Raw genomic sequence first — 21,152 nt, 5'->3', positions numbered from 1 at the left:
GGTGTTTGCCGCCTGCCCGCCGGGGGAGTCGGAGGGTTCCAGGAGGACAAAGGAGCAGCCCGTGCTGACATTGACCGATAACGCCGTGGTCGCCATCCGCGACCTCTTGGTCGGGGAGAACGTGCCTGCCGAGGCGGGCCTGCGCATCGCCCCGAAGGCAGACAAGGCGGGAACGCTAGAGGTCACGCTGGCGAGCATGCCGCACGCCGGTGACCAGGTCGTCGAGAAGGAGGACGTACGCGTGTTCGTCGCCGAGGAGGCCGTGCGGATCCTCGATGACAAGTCGCTGGACGCCCAGCCGGGCCGGCCGGGGCAACCGTCGTTCCGGCTCGACCGGCGGTCCTGACCGCACGCGGGCTCGGCGCTCCCCGCCGGGCCCGTCTCCGCAGCACCGCCCCTTGCGAAAACGCGGGACACAGCGGGCGTTTCGTGTGACGATGACGGCGCGTCCGATTTCAGGGAGTGTCCGATGTGTCACGATCCGCTGCTTCCTCCGCCCGTGGCCGCCGCACTGGCCGACTACCGATCCTTACGCGACGCACATGACGTCCGCTGGGGCGAGCCGCCCCTGTCGTACGTGGTCCAGGCATGGGCCACCCTCTACCTGCGCAACGACCGCGACTTCTGGCCCATGGGCCTGCGGCAGATGGCCGCGCGGCTGCCCGGCGTGCCCGAGGAGGAGCTGGAAGACCACCTCGGCGACGTGGAACTCGACCGGCTCGTCCGCGACGCGCTCGCCGGCGAGACCCCGCTCCACCTGCCGGCGCTGCGGCTCACCCCGGACGGCCACGCCGTGGCCGCCGAACCCCGGGTCGTGGTGGACGACCGCCCCTTACGGACACCGCTGCTGCTGGACTCCAGCCGCGACAAGCCGGCCACGGTCGTCGTGGACGACACCCTGCACGTGATCGAGCCCGGCGGCGCCAAGGTGGTCGACGTGACCGGGTCCGTCAGCGTGGACGGGCGGCCGGTCGACCTCGCGCCGCTGACCAGGCGGGCGCCGGCGGCCAGGCTGCGCGTGCGCGCCGGGTTCCCGTGCCGGTGGAGCGTCACCGGCGGCAACGGCCAGGGCTGGTACCCCGAAGGCGCGCCGCCCAAGCTCGACGGGCTGCGGCGGCCGTACTTCCACGGCGACGACATCGTGCTCGACGTACCGGCGGAGCCGCTGACCGTGACCGTCACCCGCGGCATGGAGTACGGCACCGCGGAGACCGTCGTCACCCCGCAGGCGGGCGGCGAGACGCTCGTCGAGCTGACCCCCGAGCGCATCTACGACTCCGCCGCGCGCGGCTGGTACGGCGGCGACATGCACGTCCACCTCAACTGGATGGGCGAGGAACCGGCCGCGCCCGCGCTGGCCGCCGCCGCGCAGCACGGCGAGGACCTGCACGTGCTCAACCTCGTCGCGGGCAACGTGGCGAGCGAGCGGGTCTACGACGTGGAGGCGCTCGAACACTGGGTGGGCGAGGACCTGCCCTGGTCGGACGAACGCCACCTGGCCAGGATCGGCGTCGAGTACCGCAGCGACCTGCTCGGCCACTTCACCGCGTTCGGGCTGCGGCGGACGCCGAGCCGCTATCACACCGGGTTCGCGGGCGACGTGGACTGGCCGACCAACGCGGCCGCGCTGGAGGAGCTGCGCTCGCTCGGCGGGCTCACCGGGTACGGGCACCCCTTCCACACCCCGTTCACCGACGACGACCCGCCCGACGTCGTCCTCGACAGGGCGCGCAACTGCTCGGCCAGGGAGATCGTCGCCGACGCGGCGCTCGGCCTGATCGACTCGCTCGACGTGCTCAACCACTCCTCGATCGCCGCGACCGCGGCCGTGTACCGGCGGCTCATCGGCGCGGGCAACCGGCTCGCCGTCACCGCGGGGACCGACGCCGTGCTGTCGTTCTGCCGCCGGGGCACCTCCTCGGGGCCGCCCGGCTGGGAACGCGTCTACGCCCGCGTCGACGGACCGCTGACCGCGGAGTCGTACGCCGCGGCGATCAAGGCGGGGCGGACCTTCGCCACCACCGGGCCGTGGCTGGATCTCACCGTGGACGGGCACGGGCCAGGCGACCGGCTCGACCTGGCCCCAGGGCAGCGGGTGGAGATCGTGGCCGAGTCCATCGGGCCCGAGGTCGAAACGCTGGAGATCCGGACCGCCGGCGGCGTGCTCGCCCAGGGACCGCCGGGACGGCTCACGGCCACGCTGGAGGTGACGGAGCCGACGTACGTGGTGGCCGTCGCCACCGGCGGGCCGCACCCGCGTGCCATGCGCGCCGACGGCGCCTACGCGCATACCAGCCCCGTCCACCTCGACGTCGCGGGGCGCGCGGTGGCCAGGGAGGCCGACGTGCGGTGGTGCCTGGCCTGGCTCGACCGGCTGGCGGAGCTGGTGCGCAGGTTCGGCGTGTTCGGCTCGCCCGAGCAGCTCGACGACCACCTGCGGCTGTACGAGCGCGCCAGGGCCGTCTACCGCGCCCGGCTTCCCTGACGACCCGGACCGTCCCCGGGATGCGGCCCGCACACGCGCCCGCTCCGGGCCGGTGACGGGCCGCCCGGCCGGCGAGCCCGCCCCATCCCTGAGCGCCACGCCCTGCCGGAGTGCCACGCCCTGCCGGAGTGCCACGCCCTGCCGGAGTGCCACGCCCTGCCGGAGTGCCACGCCCTGCCGGAGAGCTACGCCTTGCCGGAGAGGCGTTCGACGCCGCGCAGCAGGGCCGAGTGGTCGAGGCCGCCGTCGCCGTTCGCGTCGGCGGCGGCCACGAGCTGCGCCACCAGGGCGCCCAGCGGCAGCACGACGCCGGCCTCGCGGGCGGCCGAGGTGACGATGCCCATGTCCTTGTGGTGCAGCTCGATGCGGAACCCGGGCTCGAAGGTGCGCTCGATCATGTTCTTCCGCTTCTGCGCGAGCACCGCCGACCCGGCGAGCCCGCCGCCCAGCACCTCCAGCGCCGCCTCCAGGTCCACTCCGTACGCCCGCAGGAACACCACCGCCTCCGCCAGCGCCTCGATGTGCGCCGCGACCATGAGCTGGTTCGCGGCCTTGACCGTCTGCCCGGCCCCGCTGGGCCCCACGTGCACGACGGTCTTGCCCACCACGTCGAAGATCGGCTTGGCCGCCTCGAACGCCTCGGCGTCCCCGCCCACCATGATCGACAGGGTGGCGTTGCGCGCGCCCGCCTCTCCGCCGGAGACCGGTGCGTCGAGGTAGCGCAGGCCCCTGCGCCCCGCCTCCTCGGCCAGCTCGCGCGTGACGTCGGGGCGGATGGTGGAGAAGTCGATGATCAGCGTGCCGGGCGCGGCGTGGGCGAAGACGCCGTCGTCACCGGTCAGCACGCTCTGGACGTCCGGCGAGTCCGGCACCATGATCGCGACGACTTCGGCGCCCGTCACGGCCTGCGCGACCGATCCGGCCACCCGGCCGCCCGCCTCCGCCAGCGGGCGCGCCTTCGCCGGTGTGCGGTTGTAACCGGTCACGTCGTGCCCGGCCTTGACCAGGTGCACGGCCATGGGACTGCCCATGATGCCCAGGCCGATGAAGGCGATGGCGGTCACTGCGATGCTCCTCCCCTGTCGGTCGCGATCCCGGACCCTGTGTCGGACGACCCTGTGTCAGACGCTCTATCGGGAACCGCCGCGCTGCTCCCTGGGTAGCCAGTCGAAGGCGCCGGCGGTCTCCGCGCGGTACTCCAGGCCGACGTACCCGTCGTAGCCGGCGGCGTGCAGGGCGTCGAGCCACTGCCGCAGCGGCAGCTCCCCGGTGCCCGGCGCTCCTCTACCCGGTGCGTCGGCGATCTGGACGTGCGCGATGCGGCCCGCGTACCGGTCGATGGCCGCCGCCACGTCGTCACCGTTCACGGCCAGGTGGTAGAAGTCGGCGAGCAGGCCCGCGTTGCGCACGCCGGGCAGCCGGTCGAGCACGGCCACCGCGTCGGCGGCGGTCAGCAGCGGGTAGCGGGGCGCGCCGCTGACCGGTTCGAGCAGCACGGTGCCGGGCACTCCGGCGGCGCAGGCGGCCAGCGACTCCAGGGCCAGCTCGTCCTGCTCCTCCGGGGCGACGCCGTCGATGCGGTTGCCGTACAGGGCATTGAAGGCACGGCAGCCCAGCCGCTCGCCGATGGCGGCCACGACCGGGATGTTGTCGAGCAGCTCGCGCGTACGGCCCGGCCACGACACCAGGCCGCGGTCTCCCGCCGCCATGTCGCCGGCGAAGAAGTTGAGCCCGGTCAGGCGGACGCCCGCGTCCTCGATCGCGCGTACGAACGCCTCCACCTCGCGGTCCTCCGGCACCGCCACCGGCCACGGCCACCAGAACTCGACCGCGCCGAACCCGTCGGCCGCCGCCGCGCGCGGTCGCTCCAGCAGCGGCAGGTCGGTGTAGAGGAGAGAGCAGTTGACGGTCCACCTGGTCACGCGCAGAGCCTCTTCCGGTCGGGCGGGCCTCCCGAGGGGCCCGCGCCCACTCCTGGTCGAGATGGCATCGTGGCACACCGTACGCCACCCGCCCGCGCCGGGGCGGCGCGGCCTCCACCGCACCGGCCCGCGCTCAGACTCGCTCCCTGACCACGCGGCGAATGTTCACATCGCCCCGCCGACGACTGGCCCCGCCGACGACGGAAGCGGCCTGACACCCCGACGACACCGGCCCGGCGACACCGGACGACGACCGACAACCCCGACATCACCGGCCCGGCGACACCGGACGACGACCGACAACCCCCACGTCACCGGCTCGTCGGCAGCGGGCCGCCGGGCGATAGGCCACGGGCGAGGGCCGGTCCGAGCCGCACGGAATCGACCTGAAGCTCGCTTGAGGTTGCAGGCTCGGAAGGCGAGCCCGAACCGTCTTCTCCTGGAGCTCCCACGCATGCCGTCGTTCTGCACTCCTTCGGTCCCGCCGAGAACCTGCGCTACGAGGTGGTCCCCGACCTCGAGCCCGGTCCCGGCCAGGTGCGCATCGCCGTCAAGGCGGCCGGGGTGCACGTCATCGAGACGGTCATGCGATCCGGGGCGACCGGAGGGATCATGCCGCCACTGCCCGAGCTGCCGACGATCTTCGGTGGGGAGGTCGCGGGCCGGGTGGACGCGGTCGGCCCGGACGTCGATCCGTCCCGGCTCGGCCGTGACGTGGTGATCTCGGGCGGCCGTCCCGGCGGGTACGCCGAGCTGGCCGTCGCCGACGTGACCGCCCTGCACCCGCTGCCCGAGGGGATGGACCACGTGACGGCCGCCGCGATGATCGTCACCGGCGCCACCACGATCCACTTCCTGGACGTTGCCGCGCTCACCGCCGCCGACGCGGTGCTCGACGGGGTGGGCGGCGACAAGGGGCGCGCCGCGTTCGAGCTGCCGGCCGACGGCGGCCGGTACGTCACCATCGGCAACGCCTCCCGCCAGGACTTCTGGCCCTCGGACGAGGAGCTGTCCGCGCGTGGTCTCACCGCCACCAGTGCACTGGAGCTCCTGCACGAGCACCCGGACAGGCGCCCCGGGCACCAGGCCAGGGCTCTGGCCGCCGCAGCCGACGGCACCCTCGTGCCGGCCGTGCAGACGTTCCCGCTGGAGCAGGCCGCCCAGGCCCACGCCGCTCTCGAATCCCGGCGCACCACGGGCAAGGTCGTGCTCATCCCGTAACGCGGCCGTCCGCCGCGCCGCGCCCGCGACTCATCTCGCTTTCCGGCGCGGCCGGCAACGCGCGCGTCTCCCCGCCCCAGACGCCACCGCGACCCGCGCTCGGCCCGGCGACTCGCTCCACCCTTGCCACACGATCGGCACGGGCGACGAGACCAGCGCGCGGGGCGGCGCAGCCTGCGCGGGGCATGGGCGACGTAGGGCGTGGGGACGCGGACGCGGGCGGCGGGAAGCCGGGTGGTGCCGGGGTCGTGGGCGGCGGTGGTGCGCATTAAGAGCTGAAAAATATCTTCGCAAAGATCTCGCCTGAGAAGGAAAATGTTGAGACGCTGAGTCGCGATATGCGCCCCCCAGTCCCGAGGAGTGGTTCATGCGCAGACTACTGGCGACCTCGCTGGTCGCCCTGCTGACCTTAACGCCGGCGAGCCCCGCCCAGGCGGAGGCGCAGGCGCCGGCCGATCGGCAGCAGGCGTTCGCGGCGGCGGCGAAGGAGTTCGGAGTCCCCGAGAGCGTGCTGCTGGGCGTCTCCTATCTGGCGTCCCGGTGGGACGCGCACGCCGGGCAGCCGTCGGTGGACGCCGGCTTCGGCCCCATGCACCTGACCGACGCCGCCGCCTTCACTCAGGGCAACCATCATGACGCGGGCGCGGAGGACGCGCGCGGCGACGAGAGCCGCCCGCTGCCCGCACCCGAGCCCAGGCCCGCGCCCAAGGAGCTGCCGGCCTCGCTGCGCACCATGGAGCAAGCCGCGCAGCTGACCGGCGAGAGCCGCGACCGGCTGCGTACGGACGCCGCCGCCAACATCCGCGGCGGCGCGGCGTTGCTCGCGCACTACCAGAAGGAGCTCGGCGCGCCGCTCAGCGACGACCCCGCCCAGTGGTACGGAGCGGTGGCGAAGTACTCGGGCGCCGAGGAGGCGAGCGCGGCCAAGTTCTTCGCCGACGAGGTCTTCTCGATCATCAAGGAGGGGGCCGAGCGGACGACGGACGACGGCCAGCGGGTCCGGCTGCCCGCCGTGCCGCGCCTGAACGCGATCACGAAGTGGCTGGAGAAGCTGGGCCTGCGCCCGCCGGTGCGCCCTGACGGCATCGAGTGCCCGGCCTCGATCTCCTGCGAGTGGATCCCGGCCGCGTACGAGCAGCTGCCGAACGACGACTACGGCCACTACGACCTGGCGAACCGCCCGGCCAGCCAGAAGATCGAATACATCATCATTCACGACATGGAGGGATATTTCCTGCCCTCCATCGGCCTCAACCAGGACCCCACCTACGGCGCGAGCTGGCACTACTCCGTCCGCTCCACCGACGGCCACATCGCCCAGCACATCAAGACCAAGGACGTCGCCTGGCAGGCGGGCAACTGGTACATCAACGCCAAGTCCGTCGGCATCGAGCACGAGGGCTTCCTGGCGGAGGGCGGCACCTGGTTCACCGAGGCGATGTACCGCTCGTCGGCCCGCCTGGTCCGCTACCTGGCGCTCAGGCACGGCGTGCCGCTCGACCGGGCCCACATCCTCGGCCACGACAACGTCCCCGGCACCCTGCCGTCCACGGTGCAGGGCATGCACGAGGACCCGGGGCCGTTCTGGGACTGGACGCACTACTTCAACCTCATGGGCGCGCCGCTGCACGGCCTGGGCGGCCCGCGCTCCGGCGCCGTGATGATCAAGCCGGACTTCGCCACGAACAAGCCGTACTTCTACGGCTGTGACCGGCAGAACCCCGAGGCCGACTGCCCGCCGCTGCCGGCCGGCACCGTGTGGCTGCGCACGGAGCCGCGCGAGGACGCGCCGCTGGTGAAGGACATCGGCAAGCACCCGACCGGCGAGTCCCTCTACAGCGTGTACGACCACAGCGCCCGCGCCAGCACCGGCCAGCGCTTCGCCGTGGCCGAGCGCCGCGGCGACTGGACGGCCATCTGGTACCTGGGTCAGAAGGCGTGGTTCCACAACCCGGCGTCGAACCCGACCGCCGTGCCGTCCATGGGCCTGGTGGTCACGCCGAAGCCGGGCAAGGAGACCGTGCCGGTGTACGGCAGGGCCTACCCGGAGCAGGAGGCGTACCCGGAGGGCATCCCGTACCAGGAGGTGACCCCGCTGCAGTACACGTTCTCGGCGGGCGAGAAGTACACGCTCGCGGGCGTGGCGCCGGCGGAGTACTACCGGGCGGTCACCTTCAACCTGGAGGACCACGTGGTCGTGCGCGGCAAGACCAAGTACCTGCAGATCCAGTTCGGCCACCGCGTCATGTTCGTCAAGGCTGACGACGTGCGGGTGATGTTCTCCGGGTGAACTCGGTGACGGCGCGCCTGGTGCTTTCGAGCGCCTCCTGAGAGGAGTCGAACGTGCGCTGGGCGACGCCGACGAACAGGCAGTCGACGACGAGGAGCTGGCTGATCCTGCTGGCCAGGGCGCCGGGACGGAACTCCGTCTCGCGCCCGGCCGAGATCAGCACGTGTTCGGCCAGCTCCGCGATCGAGGAGCGGGGGTTGTTGGTGATGGCGACCGTCGTGGCCCCCGCCTCCTTGGCCCGGCTCAGCGGCTCCAGCACGTCGGGGGTCTCGCCCGAGGTGCTGATGCCGATGGCGACGTCGCCTTCGCGCAGCAGCACGGCGCTGGTCAGCGCGAGGTGGGCGTCCTGGAAGGCGTGGCTGGACAGGCCGATGCGCATGAGCTTCTGTGCGACGTCCTCGGCCACCAGGCCAGAGGCGCTGACGCCGTAGGCGTCGATCCTGCGGGCGCCGACGATGGCGTCGACCACCAGGCCGAGGCGCTCGGAGGTGAGCTGGGCGACGGTGTCGTTGATCGCCTCCGACTCGGCCCGCGCCACCTTGTGGATGACCTCCGACAGGGGGTCGTCGGGGGCGAGGTCGCCGGGCACCAGCCGGTCGGGCTGCGCTGCGGCCGCCGCTAAGGCCAGCCTGAGCTGCGGGTATCCGGAGAAGCCGAGCAGCCGCGCGGTGCGCACGATCGTGGCCTCGCTGGTGCCGGAGGCGGCCGAGAGCTCGGTGATCGTGCTCTTGGCCACCATCGCGGGGTCTTCGAGGATGAGGCGGGCGACGGTCTGGGCGGCAGGCGTCAGCGACGGCAGCACACCGCGAACCGTGGCCACCAGAGTGTCGGCCCGCAGGCCGTTCCCGCTGTCGTCCACCCCCCGATTATGCCGCGTTGCAGGCGTTGACCGCGTAAGCGGAAAGAGCGCGCGTACCGCTAGCGCAATGTCCCGTTCGTCATGCCGGCCGGTTCCTCGGGCACGGTGACGAGCCCCAGCTCCGCCGGAGTGACGAGCAGCGGGTGGTGCGGGACGACGCGCACGGTGTAGCCGAACGCGCCGGTGCGGTCGAGCGGCACCTTCCCGGTGTAGTGGGCGCGCCGGTCGTCGTCCACCGACTGCACCGACAGCGTCGCGTACGACGGGCGCTCCAGCTCGTCGTGCGGCCCGACCTTGCCGTACGCGGCCTGCACCTGCACATCGTCGGGATCGAGGTCGCCGAGCGCGATCGTGGCGTGCAGCTCGATCGAGGCCCCGACCTCCGGCGTGTCGCCCACCCCGGTCGCCTCGACGTGCTCGACCCGCACGCCGGGCCAGGCCCTGGTCACCCGCACGCGCCAGGCGGCGAACGCCTTGGCCGGGGCGTAGGAGTCGGCCGACAGCGCGCGGGCGGAGGCGGCGGCCGGGTTGTAGAGGTTGAGCACGTACTCGCGGAGCATGCGCCCGGCGAGCACCTTCGGGCCGAGCGAGGCCAGCGTGTGCTTGACCATCTCCATCCAGCGCCGGGGCAGGCCGTCGTAGGCGCGGTCGTAGAAGCGGTCGGAGACCTCGTGCTCGATGAGGTCGTAGAGCGCGGCGGCCTCCAGCTCGTCACGGCGGTCGGGGTTGGCGACGCCGTCGGCGGTGGGGATGGCCCAGCCGTTGGTGCCGTCGTACCACTCGTCCCACCAGCCGTCGCGGATGGACAGGTTGAGCCCGCCGTTAAGGGCGGACTTCATGCCCGAGGTGCCGGACGCCTCCAGCGGGCGCAGCGGGTTGTTCAGCCAGACGTCGCAGCCCTGCACCATGAGCTGCCCGAGTGCCATGTCGTAGTCGGGCAGGAACACGATCCGGTGGCGGACCTCCGGCTGGTCGGCGAACTTGACGATCTGCTGGATGAGCTTCTTGCCGCCCTCGTCGGCGGGATGCGCCTTGCCGGCGATCACGATCTGCACCGGGCGGTCGGGGTGCAGCAGCAGCTCCCTGAGCCGCGCCGGGTCGCGCAGCATGAGCGTGAGCCGCTTGTACGACGGCACGCGCCGCGCGAAGCCGATGGTCAGCACCTCGGGGTCGAGCGCGTCGTCGATCCAGCCGAGCTCGGCGTCGGAGGCGCCGCGCTCGCGCCACGACTTGCGCAGCCGTACGCGGGCCCCTTCGACCAGCCGCCTGCGCAGCCGGCCGCGGATGCGCCAGATCTCCTCGTCGGGGATCTTCTGGATGTCCTCCCAGCCGCGGCCCCGCTCCACCAGCGCGGGCACCTCGCGCCCGGCCAGCTCCATGAGCTCGCGGCCGACCCAGGTGGGGGCGTGGACGCCGTTGGTGATCGACCCGATCGGCACCTCGTCCACGTCAAATCCGGGCCAGAGATCTTTGAACATCTCCCGGCTCACCTCGCCGTGGAGTTTGGAGACGCCGTTGACCCGCTGGGCCAGGCGCATGCCCATGACGGCCATGTTGAAGCGGGACGGATCGGACTCCGCGCCGAGCGCGAGTATGCGCTCGACGGGCACGGTCGGCCAGGCGTTCGCGCCGCCGAAGTGCCGCTCGATCATGTCGCGGGGGAAGCGGTCGATGCCGGCGGGCACGGGCGTGTGGGTGGTGAACACGGTGCCCGCGCGCACCGCCTCCAGCGCCTCGTCGAACAACATGCGGGCCTCGGTCAGCTCGCGGATGCGTTCGAGGCCGAGGAAGCCGGCGTGGCCCTCGTTGGTGTGGAAGACCTCGGGCTCGGGGTGGCCGGTGATGCGGCAGAAGGCGCGGATCGCGCGCACGCCGCCCACTCCGAGCAGCAGCTCCTGCATGAGCCTGTGGTCGGTGCCGCCGCCGTAGAGGCGGTCGGTGACGTCTCTGGCGGCGTTGTCGTTCTCGGCCACGTCGGAGTCGAGCAGCAGCAGCGGCACCCGGCCCACCTGCGCCACCCACACCTGGGCGTGCAGGACGCGCTCTTCGGGCAGCGACAGGCGGATCTTGACGGGCGTGCCGTCGGGCTCCTTGAGCAGGGTGAGCGGCAGCCCGCCCGCGTCGAGCGACGGGTAGTGCTCGAGCTGCCAGCCCTCGGGCGAGAGCGTCTGGGTGAAGTAGCCGTGGCGGTAGAGCAGGCCCACCGCGAGGATGGGCACGCCCAGGTCGCTGGCGGCCTTGAGGTGGTCGCCGGCGAGGATGCCGAGGCCGCCGGAGTACTGAGGCAGCGCGGCGGCGATGCCGAACTCCGGCGAGAAGTAGGCGATGGCCCGGGCGCTGTCGGGCAGCGTCTGGTACCAGCGTGGAGCGGTCATGTATTCGCGCAGGTCGTCCGCCGCGTCGGCGAGGCGGCGCAGGAACCGGCGGTCGGCGGCCAGCTCGGTGAGCCGGGCCGGGGTGACGGCGCCGAGGAGGGCCACGGGGTCATGGCCGACCTGTTCCCACAGGTCGGCGTCGACCTCTGCGAAGAGGTCCATTGTCTCCGGGTGCCATGACCAGCGGAGATTGTGGACGAGCTCGCCGAGCGCGGCCAGCTCCGCGGGCAGGACGGTGCGGACGGTAAACCGGCGGATAGCTCTCACGTTTCTGCACCCTACGGGCTAGGAGGGACCTCTGAGTCCTTCACCCTCATCAAGGCGCTTCAAACCCCTTCCGGGAACAAGCATGAAGAGCGACTATTGGGGCAACTTTCCAGGTTGTTGGGCTATCCCGCGCTCACTCGTGGGAGGTCTATCCACTGCTGTCCACAAATCACATGCAAGGATCGATCCTGCCAGGGAAAGCCTCCGGCGGCACCGGGAGTGTCGCCGCAAACCTCTGAATGCGATGATCGGACGAATTCCCATCACGGACATCTCCCCCGTCGTCGACTGCGGGCAGTGGCCCGCGAAGGCGGTCGCCGGCGAGACCTTCGAGATCTCGGCGACCGTGTTCAGAGAAGGACATGACGCTGTCGCGGCGGGTGTGGTGCTGACCTCGCCCGACGGGCAGCGCGGACGTTTGAGACAGATGCGCGAGCTGGCGCCCGGCACCGATCGGTGGGGCGTCGAGGTCTCGCTGCCCGCCGAAGGCGACTGGCTGTTCCGCGTCGAGGCGTGGAGCGACCCGATCACGACCTGGCTGCACGACGCGGAGATCAAGATCCCGCGCGGCATGGACGTGGACCTCATGTGCGAGGAGGGCGCCAGGCTGTTCGAGCGGGCGGCCAAGGCCGTGCGCCCGGCCGACTGTCCCAACGCCGAGCAGGCCAGAAACGGCACGCGGCAGAACGGCACCGGTGACGGCGCCTGCGGCCACCGCGCCGCGCTGCTGTCGATCTCGGCGACGCTGCGCGACGACGACCTCGACCCGCGGGCCCGCCTGTCGATCGCCCAGCTTCCCGAGACGGCCGCGCTGCTTGAGGCGCACCCGTTCCGCGAGCTGGTGACCAGGTCGAAGTCGCACAAGATCAGGGTGCACCGGCGCAGGGCGCTCTACGGCTCCTGGTACGAGTTCTTCCCCCGGTCGGAGGGCGCCGTCGTCAGCGAGAACGGCGTGTCGAAGTCCGGCACGTTCCAGACGGCCGCCAAGCGGCTGCCCGCGATCGCCAAGATGGGCTTCGACGTCGTCTACCTGCCGCCCATCCATCCGATCGGCAAGACGTTCCGCAAGGGGCGCAACAACACGCTGAGCCCCGAGCCCGATGACCCCGGCTCGCCGTGGGCGATCGGCTCGGAGGACGGCGGCCACGACGCGGTCCACCCCGACCTGGGCACGATCGAGGACTTCGACGCGTTCGTCGCGCGTGCGCGCGAGCTGGGCATGGAGATCGCGCTGGACTTCGCGCTGCAGTGCTCGCCCGACCACCCGTGGGTGAAGGAGCACCCCGAGTGGTTCACGATCAGGGCCGACGGCTCGATCGCGTACGCGGAGAACCCGCCGAAGAAGTACCAGGACATCTACCCGCTCAACTTCGACAAGGACCCCGAGGGGATCTACAACGAGGTCAAGCGGGTGCTGCGGCATTGGATGGACCACGGGGTGCGGATCTTCCGGGTGGACAACCCGCACACCAAGCCGGTGTCGTTCTGGGAGCGGCTGCTGGCCGACATTCACCGCACCGACCCCGATGTGATCTTCCTCGCGGAGGCGTTCACACGGCCGGCGATGCTGCGTACGCTGGCGAAGACCGGTTTTCACCAGTCTTATACGTATTACACGTGGAAGAACAGCAAATGGGATGTTGAGAGCTACTTGACCGAGCTGGCCAGGGAGACCTCTGCGTACCTGCGGCCGAACCTGTTCGTGAACACTCCGGACATCCTGCACGAATACCTGCAGCACGGCGGGGAGCCGGCGTTCAAGATCAGGGCCGTGCTCGCCGCGCTGGCCTCGCCGACGTGGGGCGTCTACTCCGGGTACGAGCTCTTCGAGAACGTACCGGTCCGCCCCGGCAGCGAAGAATACCTAGATAGCGAAAAATATCAGTACAAACCGCGCGATTGGGCCGCGGCCGAACGTGAAGGACGGACCCTCGCCCCCTTCATCACCCACCTGAATTTGTTCCGAAGAGCGCATCCCGCGCTTCAGGAATTGCGTAATCTACGGTTCCACAGGGTCGACTCACCGGACATCGTTTGCTTCTCCAAACGACTCCCGGGCGCCTATGACCCGGCCACACGAAGGCACGGTCTGGGCGATGTCGTCATAGCGGTCGTCAACCTCGATCCACACCACACCCACGAGGCGACCGTCGATCTCGACCTGCCTGCGCTCGGCCTCGACTGGAACGCCGAGTTCGTCGTCGACGACGAGTTGTCAGGCGAGTCGTACCGCTGGCGGCAGAGCAACTACGTACGCCTCGACCCGCACATCCAGCCTGCCCATATCCTCACCGTAAGAGCCGCGCCACGGTAAGAACTGAATTCAGCGGGGAGTCTTCGACGTGTGTGAAAGCGCCTCCCTCATGAGCCTCCTGCGAGGCGGCTCATGAGCCTCACACCCATTCCCAACACCTTCGATGAGGAAAAACCGCGCGATCCCCATTGGTACAAGCGCGCGGTCTTCTACGAGGTCCTGATCCGAGGGTTCTCCGACTCCAACGGCGACGGGACCGGCGATATCCGGGGACTCATCAACAAGCTCGACTACCTGCAGTGGCTGGGCGTGGACTGTCTGTGGCTGCTGCCGCTGTACGACTCGCCGCTGCGCGACGGTGGTTACGACATCTCGGACTTCATGAAGATCCTTCCCGAGTTCGGCGATCTCGGAGACTTCGTGAAGCTGGTCGACGAGGCGCACAGACGCGGCATGCGCGTCATCGCCGACCTGGTCATGAACCACACCAGCGACCAGCACCCCTGGTTCCAGGCGTCCCGGCACGACCCCGAAGGCCCGTACGGCGACTTCTACGTCTGGTCCGACACCGACGAGAAGTACCAGGACGCCCGGATCATCTTCATCGACACCGAGACCTCCAACTGGACCTACGACCCGGTACGCGGCCAGTACTACTGGCACCGTTTCTTCCACCACCAGCCGGACCTCAACTACGAGAACCCGGCGGTGCAGGAGGCCATGCTGGAGGTCCTGCGGTTCTGGCTGGACCTCGGCATCGACGGCTTCCGCCTGGACGCGGTGCCGTACCTCTTCGAGGAGGAGGGCACCAACTGCGAGAACCTGCCGAAGACCCACCAGTACCTCAAGCGCATCCGCGCCGAGGTGGACCGGCTCTACCCCGACCGGGTCCTGCTCGCCGAGGCCAACCAGTGGCCGTCGGACGTGGTGGAGTACTTCGGCGACCCGGTCAACGGCGGGGACGAATGCCACATGGCCTTCCATTTCCCGCTCATGCCGCGGATCTTCATGGCCGTCCGCAGGGAGTCCCGCTTCCCCATTTCCGAAATTTTGGCTCAAACGCCGAAAATTCCGGAAAATTGCCAGTGGGGGATCTTCCTCCGCAACCACGACGAGCTCACGCTCGAAATGGTCACGGACGAAGAGCGCGACTACATGTACGCCGAGTACGCCAAGGACCCGCGCATGCGGGCGAACGTCGGCATCCGCCGCCGCCTCGCGCCCCTGCTGGAGAACGACCGCAACCAGATCGAGCTGTTCACCGCGCTGTTGCTCTCGCTGCCCGGCTCCCCCGTGCTCTACTACGGTGACGAGATCGGCATGGGCGACAACATCTGGCTCGGCGACCGCGACGGCGTGCGCACCCCCATGCAGTGGGACCCCGACCGCAACGCCGGCTTCTCCGACTGCGACCCCGGCCGGCTCTACCTGCCGGTCATCATGGACCCGATCTACGGCTACCAGGCCATCAACGTCGAGGCCCAGCAGAAGAACGCGGGCTCGCTGCTGCACTGGACCCGCCGGATGATCGAGATCCGCAAGCGGCACCCGGTCTTCGGGCTCGGCGGCTACGCCGAGCTGAACTCCTCCAACCCCAGCGTGCTCGCGTTCGTCCGGGAGCTGGGCGACGACCGGATGCTGTGCGTGAACAACCTGTCACGCTTCCCGCAGCCGGTGGAGCTGGACCTCCGCAGGTTCGTGGGCGTGTCACCGGTGGAGACGATGGGCGGCGTACCATTCCCGCCGATTGGCGAACTTCCGTATCTTTTGACGCTTCCCGGGCATGGGTTCTATTGGTTCACACTCCCGCCGGCCGTCACCCAGGAGGAGTAGGGCGTGCTTGACGAGCTCCTTGCCGCATGGATCAGCCACCAGCGTTGGTTCGGCGGCAAGGGGCGCCCGATCGACCACCTGTCGATCGAGGCCGACGTCGAGCTCTCCCCCGGGCTGCGGCACCTCGTGATCGCGGTCTGGCAGGAGGGCTCGCGCGACCGCTACCAGCTTCTGGTGGGCGAGCGCACGGACCTGCCGGACCGGCTCGGCCACGCCCTCATCGGCACCGCGGGCGAGACCTACCTCTACGACGCGGTGCACGACAGCGACCTGATGCACGTGCTGCTGGAAGGCATGGCCGCCGGGGAGGACCGCAACGGCCTGCGCATGCGGCACGTGCCCGATCACGACATCGACACCTCGCCCCGCAGCCTCGTGCTCGGGGCCGAGCAGTCCAACACCTCGCTGGTGTACGGGGACTCCTACATCTGCAAGCTCTTCCGCCGGCTCATCCCCGGCGTCAACCCCGAGCTGGAGATCCTCACCGCGCTGGCGGCCAGGAACGCGCCGCACATCGCGCAGCCGTACGGGTGGATCGAGGCCGATCTCGACGGCACCGCCACCACGCTGGCGATCATGCAGGAGTACCTCACGCCCGCCAACGACGGCTGGGACCTCGCGCTGGCCAGCGTGCGCGACCTGTACGCCTCCTTGCCCGAGGTCTCGGCCGCCGAGGCGGGCGGCGACTTCGCCGCCGAGGCGCTGCGGCTCGGCATGGCCACCGCCCGCGTGCACCACGAGCTGGCCGCCGCCTTCCCCACGGACGTCGTGGAGATCCACGAGGTCAAGCGCATGGCGGAGGGGTTCAGGCGGCGGCTGGGCCGGGCCGTGGCCGAGGTGCCCGAGCTGCGGGAGCATGTGAGCGTCATCGAGGACGCCTACCACCAGGTGGAGCTGCTCACCACCGAGGTGCCCGTGCAGCGTGTTCACGGAGACTTCCACCTGGGGCAGGTCATGCGCACCCCGACGGACTGGGTGATTCTCGACTTCGAGGGCGAGCCGGGCCAGCCGCTCGCCGAGCGCCGCGCGCTCTCCTCGCCGCTGCGTGACGTGGCGGGCATGCTGCGCTCGTTCGACTACGCGGCCCGCCACCTGCTCGCCGATCACGAGGAGGCCGAGGAGCTGGAGCCCCGCGCCCAGGAGTGGGCCGACCGCAACCGCGCCGCCTTCCTCGACGGCTACGCCGAGGGCGGCGGCGTGATCTCCCCGGCCGACGCGGCGCTGCTGCGGGCGTTCGAGCTGTCCAAGGCGGTCTACGAGGTCGTGTACGAGGCCCGCAACCGCCCCACGTGGCTGCCCATCCCACTGGCCGCCTTCCGCCCGCGCACCGCGTAGCCGTCAGCCGGCGCCATCAACAGCACCGTCGAGCAGCGCCGTCGAGCAGCACCGTCGAGCAGCACCGTCGAGCAGCACCGTCAGCCGACCAGCTCCTCGACCAGCCCCGACAGGCCCTCGTGGGCCAGGCCGCGGGCGACGCGGCGCTCCAGGATCTCCTGCATCGGCAGCAGCAGATCGGGCCGCACGCCCTGCTCGCGGAAGGCGCGCACCAGGTTCACCATGCCCGACCTGTTGATCTCCAGGTTGGACACGTCGGTGCGGTGGTCGCCGGCGACCATCTTCCCGGCCCACGGCGCCTGCTGGGCGGCCATCGCGTTCAGCCACGGGATCAGCAGCTCGGAGGTGAACTCCACCAGCGGGTATCCCGCCGAGCGCACCAGCGCGGCGGCCTCAAGGAAGCCGGCGATCTGGCCGTACATGCCGGTCAGCATGGCCAGGTCGAGCAGCGGCGCCATCCCCGGGTCCGCGCCGGTGTAGAGCGGGCGGGCCATCGCGGAGAGCGCCTGCTCGTACCGGTCGTAGGCGGCCTTCGAGCCGCTGTAGAGGATGAGCGCGCCCGGCGTGGCGATCATCTGCGGCACGGCCATGATGCCGCCCGACAGGTGCTCGCCGCCGCGCCCGGTGACCTGGGCCGCGACCTCGCGGGCCGTGGAGGGGCGGCCGGTGGTGACGTTCACGATGGTGCGCCCCTCCAGCGGCACGCCCTCCAGCGTGGCCGTCACGGACGGCGCGTCGAGCAGGCAGGTGAGCACGAGGGGGCTCGCCGCGACCGCCTCGGCGGGCGTCTGCGCCTGTTCGGCGCCCAGGGCGACGAGGGGCTCGGCCTTGGCGGCCGTACGGTTCCACACGGTGACCTGGTGACCGGCCGCGACCAGGCTCCTGGCGAGCGCGGAGCCCATGAGGCCGAGTCCGAGCACGGAGATGTTCTCCGACATGTCAGTCTTCCTTGAGATGGTCCTGAAAAATGGAGGTTCAGCTAGGGCTTCAGCCTGCTCCCCGGCGGTTATGGTCGGGTTCTGAGCTTGTTATGGGGGCCGCTCATGGGGGTGCGATGCGGTTCGGAGTGCTGGGGCCGCTCGCGGTGTGGGACGCGGGCGGACGGGCGGTGCGGGTGCCCGAGATCAAGGTCCGCGCGCTGCTCGCCCGGCTGCTGCTCGATCCCGGGCGTACCGTCTCGGCCGACCGCCTCGTCGAGGACCTGTGGGAGGGGCTCCCGCCCGCCGACGCGGGCGCCGCGCTGCGGGTGAAGGTGTCGCAGCTGCGGCGGGCGCTCGGAGACCGGGAGCTGGTCGCGTACCGGCCGCCGGGGTACGCGCTCGTGGCCGGGCCCGATGACGTCGACGCCGGGCTGTTCTCCTCCCTGCTCCAGCGCGCCCGCCAGGCCACAGGTCCGGAGGAGCGCGCGGCGCTCCTGCGCGAGGCGCTCGGCCTGTGGCGGGGGCCGGCCTTCGCCGAGTTCGCCGATGCGCCCTTCGCGGTCGCGGCCGTGGCCAGGCTGGAGGAGCAGCGGCTGGTGGCGTACGAGGAGCTGGCCGAAGCGCGGCTCGGGCTCGGCGAGCACGCGCTGGTGGCCGCCGAGCTGGCCGACCTGGTGGCCCGGCATCCCCTGCGGGAACGCCTGCGCGCCGCGCACATCCGCGCCCTGTACGGCGCTGGGCGGCCGGGCGAGGCGCTGGCCGGCTACCAGGACCTGCGCAGCCGGCTGGCCGGAGAGCTGGGCCTCGACCCCGGGCCTGAGCTGGTGGCGCTGCACCAGGCCGTGCTGCGCCAGGACCCGGCGCTCGGCGTGCCCCGGCCCGATGACAGGCCGCGTACGAATCTGCCCGCTCCGTTGTCGCCGCTGATCGGGCGGGACGCTGCGGTGGCGGACGTACGCGACCTGCTGCGCATGCACCGCCTGGTCACGCTCACCGGGCCCGGCGGCGTCGGCAAGACCCGCCTCGCCCTGGCCGCCGCCGGCGCACCCGAGACCGCCGAACGCTTCGGCGGCGGGGTGTGGCTGGTCGAGCTGGCCGCGCTCCGGCCGGGGGCGCGGCCCGCCGAGGTCGCCGAGGCCGTCGCCGCCGTGCTCGGGCTGCGCGACGACGCGCCGGGCACGCTCCAGGACCGCCTGCCCGCCGCGCTCGCCGGCCGGCCCGCGCTGCTCGTGCTGGACAACTGCGAGCACGTCGTCGAGCAGGTCGCCGAGCTGGCCGGGCGGCTGCTGCGGGCCGCGCCCGAGCTGCGCGTGCTCGCCACCGGCCAGGAGCCGCTGCGCATCGAGGGCGAGACCGTGCACGCCGTACCACCGCTCGACCTGGAGGCGGCCGTCGAGCTGTTCACCGCCCGCGCCGGGCTCTCCACCCGCCCGAGCGGCGGGGCCGATCCCGACGTGGTGGAGATCTGCGCGCGGCTGGACGGCATCCCCCTCGCGCTGGAGCTGGCCGCCACGCGCATGCGCACGCTGACGCCCCGGCAGCTCGCCGAGCGGCTGGACGACCGGTTCCGGCTGCTCGCATCCGGGCATCGCGACGCGCCGGCCAGGCAGCGCACGCTGCGCGCGATGATCGACTGGAGCTGGGAGCTGCTGACCGGTCCGGAACGCGTGGTGCTGCGCCGCCTGGCCGTGCACGCCGACGGCTGCACGCTGGAGGCGGCCGAGGACGTCTGCGCGGAGCCCGGTCTCGACGTGCTCGACCTGCTGGCCCGCCTGGTGGACCGCTCGCTCGTCATCCGCACGGAGGCCCCCGGGGCGGAGAGCCGGTACCGGCTGCTGGAGTCGGTGTCGGCGTACTGCGTGGAACGGCTGGCGGAGGCCGGAGAGCTGGAGGAGGTGCGGCTGCGGCACCTGCGCCACTACACCGCGCTGGCCGAACGCCTGGAGTCCGCGCTGCGCGGCGGCGGCCAGCGGGACGCGCTCGCCCGCCTCGACGCCGAGTCCGCGAACCTGCGGGCGGCGCTGGAGAGCGCCGTCGGGATGGGGGCGGCGGCGCAGGCGCTGCGCCTGGTCAACGCGCTGGGCTGGTACTGGGTGCTGCGCGGCAGGCTCGGCGAGGCGAGGCGCGCCCTGGAGTCCGCCCTGTCGGTCGCCGGGCCCGACGACGACGGCGCGGCCGAGGCCGAGATGTGGCTGGCGGGGACGAGCCTGCTGGCGGGCGTCCTCGTACCGGTGGATCACGGCCGTTTCGCGGCGATCCCCGATCGCGGGCGGCGGGCGCTGGTGCGGTGGTTCGTCGGTTACGCCCTCTTCGGCTTCGACGACCTGTCGCTGAGCGTCGGGCTGTCGCGGACGGCGCTGGCGGAGTTCGCCGAGCTGGGCGACGGCTGGGGCACCGCCGCCGCGCTGACCGTGCTCGGCCGGCACGCCGCCATGCTGGGCGACCTCGGCACTCTGCGCGACCGCGCCGAGCGCGGTCTCGCGCTGTTCAGGGCGGCCGGCGACCGGTGGGGCGAGCTGCGGGCGGCGGAGAATCTGAGCACGCTCGCCGAGATCACCGGCGACTACGCACGCGCGGCGGCGCTGCGCGCCGAGCAGCTGCGCTTCGCCGAGGAGCTGGGCCTGTGGAGCTCGGTGCCGGACGCTCTGTCACGGCTCGGCCGCATCGCCATGCTCACCGGCGACCACGTGCGGGCCGACGAGTACCACGAGCGGGCCAGGCGCCTTGCGGCGGCGCAGTCGAACCGGCTCGCCGAGCAGTTCGCCGAGGTGGGGCTGGCGCTGAGCGCGCGCAGGCAGGGCCGGCTGGAGGAGGCCGAGCGGCGGTTGCGGGCCTGGCTCGGCTGGGTCGACGACGTGGCGGGCGACCCCGGGGCGGCGCTGATCCTGGCCGAGCTGGGGTTCGCGGCCGAGCAGCGCGGCGACGCGGCCACGGCGCTCGACCTCCAGCTGCGCGGCCTGGCGATGGCAGGCAAGGTCGGCGATCCCCGCGCGGTGGCGCTCGCCCTCGAGGGCCTGGCGGGTGCGCGGGCGCTCGCCGGCCGTCACGGGGAGGCGGCGCGGCTGCTCGGCCGGGCCGCCGCGCTGCGGGCATCGGTGGGCGCGCCGCTGCCGCCCGGCGAGCGGGGCGACGTGGACCGGATCACAGCGGCTGTCCGCGCGGCCCTGGGCGAGGAGGGGTACGCGGGCGAGTCGGCCGAGGGCGCGGCCGCGCCGCTGGAGGAGGCGCTGGTGAGCGTCCTGCCCGAGGGCGCCGGGTCACTGGCCGCCCTGCTGTCCGGGCGGGAGGGCCCGCCGGCCGATGACCTGGATGACGCGTTCACGGCCGCCGTTAAGGGCGCATCGCCGGAAAGCGCCCCCGGCGCACCTTTTGTCTAAACCCAAGAACACCC

12 protein-coding genes and 1 pseudogene are annotated in these 21,152 nt (G+C 71.9%); 8 read left to right on the top strand and 5 right to left on the bottom strand.

Annotated elements, in window-relative coordinates:
- Nucleotides 1–61: 61 nt before the first annotated feature.
- Entirely contained in the window at nt 62–346 is a 285-nt protein-coding gene (locus tag ACGFIM_RS32355; protein WP_393208168.1) for a Fe-S cluster assembly protein HesB, read from the top strand.
- A gap of 123 nt (nt 347–469) precedes the next feature.
- Nucleotides 470–2,485 carry a CehA/McbA family metallohydrolase gene (locus ACGFIM_RS32350; protein WP_393208165.1) on the top strand — a complete coding sequence of 672 codons (2,016 nt, stop codon included), beginning with the start codon at nt 470–472 and terminating at the stop codon, nt 2,483–2,485.
- A gap of 185 nt (nt 2,486–2,670) precedes the next feature.
- Here ACGFIM_RS32350 and ACGFIM_RS32345 read toward each other — a convergent pair.
- Nucleotides 2,671–3,582 (bottom strand): annotated as a pseudogene (locus ACGFIM_RS32345) (2-hydroxy-3-oxopropionate reductase); the annotation flags it as partial.
- A 33-nt stretch (nt 3,583–3,615) separates the two neighbouring features.
- A complete protein-coding gene (locus ACGFIM_RS32340) occupies nt 3,616–4,413 on the bottom strand; it encodes a hydroxypyruvate isomerase family protein (protein ID WP_393209245.1) in 798 nt (265 codons plus the stop codon).
- 498 nt (nt 4,414–4,911) lie between these two features.
- Here ACGFIM_RS32340 and ACGFIM_RS32335 point away from each other — a divergent pair, with 498 nt between their 5' ends.
- Together ACGFIM_RS32335 and ACGFIM_RS32330 are read left to right on the top strand one after the other, a co-directional pair.
- Nucleotides 4,912–5,628, top strand: a complete 717-nt coding sequence (locus ACGFIM_RS32335; protein WP_393208162.1) for a zinc-binding dehydrogenase — start codon at nt 4,912–4,914, stop codon at nt 5,626–5,628.
- 367 nt (nt 5,629–5,995) lie between these two features.
- Entirely contained in the window at nt 5,996–7,918 is a 1,923-nt protein-coding gene (locus tag ACGFIM_RS32330; RefSeq protein WP_393208159.1) for an N-acetylmuramoyl-L-alanine amidase, read from the top strand.
- On the opposite strand, the gene ACGFIM_RS32325 is transcribed toward ACGFIM_RS32330, so the two are convergent.
- Together ACGFIM_RS32325 and glgP are read right to left on the bottom strand one after the other, a co-directional pair.
- The gene (locus ACGFIM_RS32325) at nt 7,881–8,777 is read right to left on the bottom strand and encodes a MurR/RpiR family transcriptional regulator (RefSeq protein WP_393208156.1); all 897 of its coding nucleotides are present in this window, start codon (nt 8,775–8,777) and stop codon (nt 7,881–7,883) included. The genes ACGFIM_RS32330 and ACGFIM_RS32325 overlap by 38 nt on opposite strands.
- Before the next feature lie 59 nt (nt 8,778–8,836).
- Nucleotides 8,837–11,419 (bottom strand): alpha-glucan family phosphorylase, encoded by a 2,583-nt coding sequence (gene glgP, locus ACGFIM_RS32320; RefSeq protein ID WP_393208153.1) that lies wholly within the window; start codon nt 11,417–11,419, stop codon nt 8,837–8,839.
- A 244-nt stretch (nt 11,420–11,663) separates the two neighbouring features.
- Between glgP and ACGFIM_RS32315 the strand changes: the two genes are divergently transcribed.
- From ACGFIM_RS32315 to ACGFIM_RS32305, 3 genes are all read left to right on the top strand, one after another.
- Complete coding sequence (locus tag ACGFIM_RS32315; protein WP_393208150.1) at nt 11,664–13,733, top strand: alpha-1,4-glucan--maltose-1-phosphate maltosyltransferase; 2,070 nt, start codon at nt 11,664–11,666, stop codon at nt 13,731–13,733.
- A gap of 72 nt (nt 13,734–13,805) precedes the next feature.
- Nucleotides 13,806–15,506 (top strand): maltose alpha-D-glucosyltransferase, encoded by a 1,701-nt coding sequence (gene treS / locus ACGFIM_RS32310; RefSeq protein ID WP_393208147.1) that lies wholly within the window; start codon nt 13,806–13,808, stop codon nt 15,504–15,506.
- A 3-nt stretch (nt 15,507–15,509) separates the two neighbouring features.
- Complete coding sequence (locus ACGFIM_RS32305) at nt 15,510–16,841, top strand: aminoglycoside phosphotransferase (protein ID WP_393208144.1); 1,332 nt, start codon at nt 15,510–15,512, stop codon at nt 16,839–16,841.
- 80 nt (nt 16,842–16,921) lie between these two features.
- Here the strand turns inward: ACGFIM_RS32305 and ACGFIM_RS32300 are convergent, their stop codons facing one another.
- Nucleotides 16,922–17,779 carry an NAD(P)-dependent oxidoreductase gene (locus ACGFIM_RS32300; RefSeq protein ID WP_393208141.1) on the bottom strand — a complete coding sequence of 286 codons (858 nt, stop codon included), beginning with the start codon at nt 17,777–17,779 and terminating at the stop codon, nt 16,922–16,924.
- Between the two features lie 116 nt (nt 17,780–17,895).
- Between ACGFIM_RS32300 and ACGFIM_RS32295 the strand changes: the two genes are divergently transcribed.
- Entirely contained in the window at nt 17,896–21,138 is a 3,243-nt protein-coding gene (locus ACGFIM_RS32295) for a BTAD domain-containing putative transcriptional regulator (RefSeq protein ID WP_393208138.1), read from the top strand.
- Nucleotides 21,139–21,152: the final 14 nt, after the last annotated feature.

The organism is Nonomuraea sp. NPDC049309, assembly GCF_043196965.1.
Classification (GTDB): Bacteria; Actinomycetota; Actinomycetes; order Streptosporangiales; family Streptosporangiaceae; genus Nonomuraea; species Nonomuraea fastidiosa.
Note: the sequence above shows the minus strand (reverse complement) of the source record. Positions and strands in the feature narration are given on the sequence as shown.

Coding starts and splice junctions, on each gene's coding strand:
- ACGFIM_RS32295 (WP_393208138.1), top strand. CDS start 17,896: ATGCGGTTCGGAGTGCTGGGGCCGCTCGCGGTGTGGGACGCGGGCGGA.
- treS (WP_393208147.1), top strand. CDS start 13,806: ATGAGCCTCACACCCATTCCCAACACCTTCGATGAGGAAAAACCGCGC.
- ACGFIM_RS32350 (WP_393208165.1), top strand. CDS start 470: ATGTGTCACGATCCGCTGCTTCCTCCGCCCGTGGCCGCCGCACTGGCC.
- ACGFIM_RS32330 (WP_393208159.1), top strand. CDS start 5,996: ATGCGCAGACTACTGGCGACCTCGCTGGTCGCCCTGCTGACCTTAACG.
- ACGFIM_RS32300 (WP_393208141.1), bottom strand. CDS start 17,779: ATGTCGGAGAACATCTCCGTGCTCGGACTCGGCCTCATGGGCTCCGCG.
- ACGFIM_RS32315 (WP_393208150.1), top strand. CDS start 11,664: ATGATCGGACGAATTCCCATCACGGACATCTCCCCCGTCGTCGACTGC.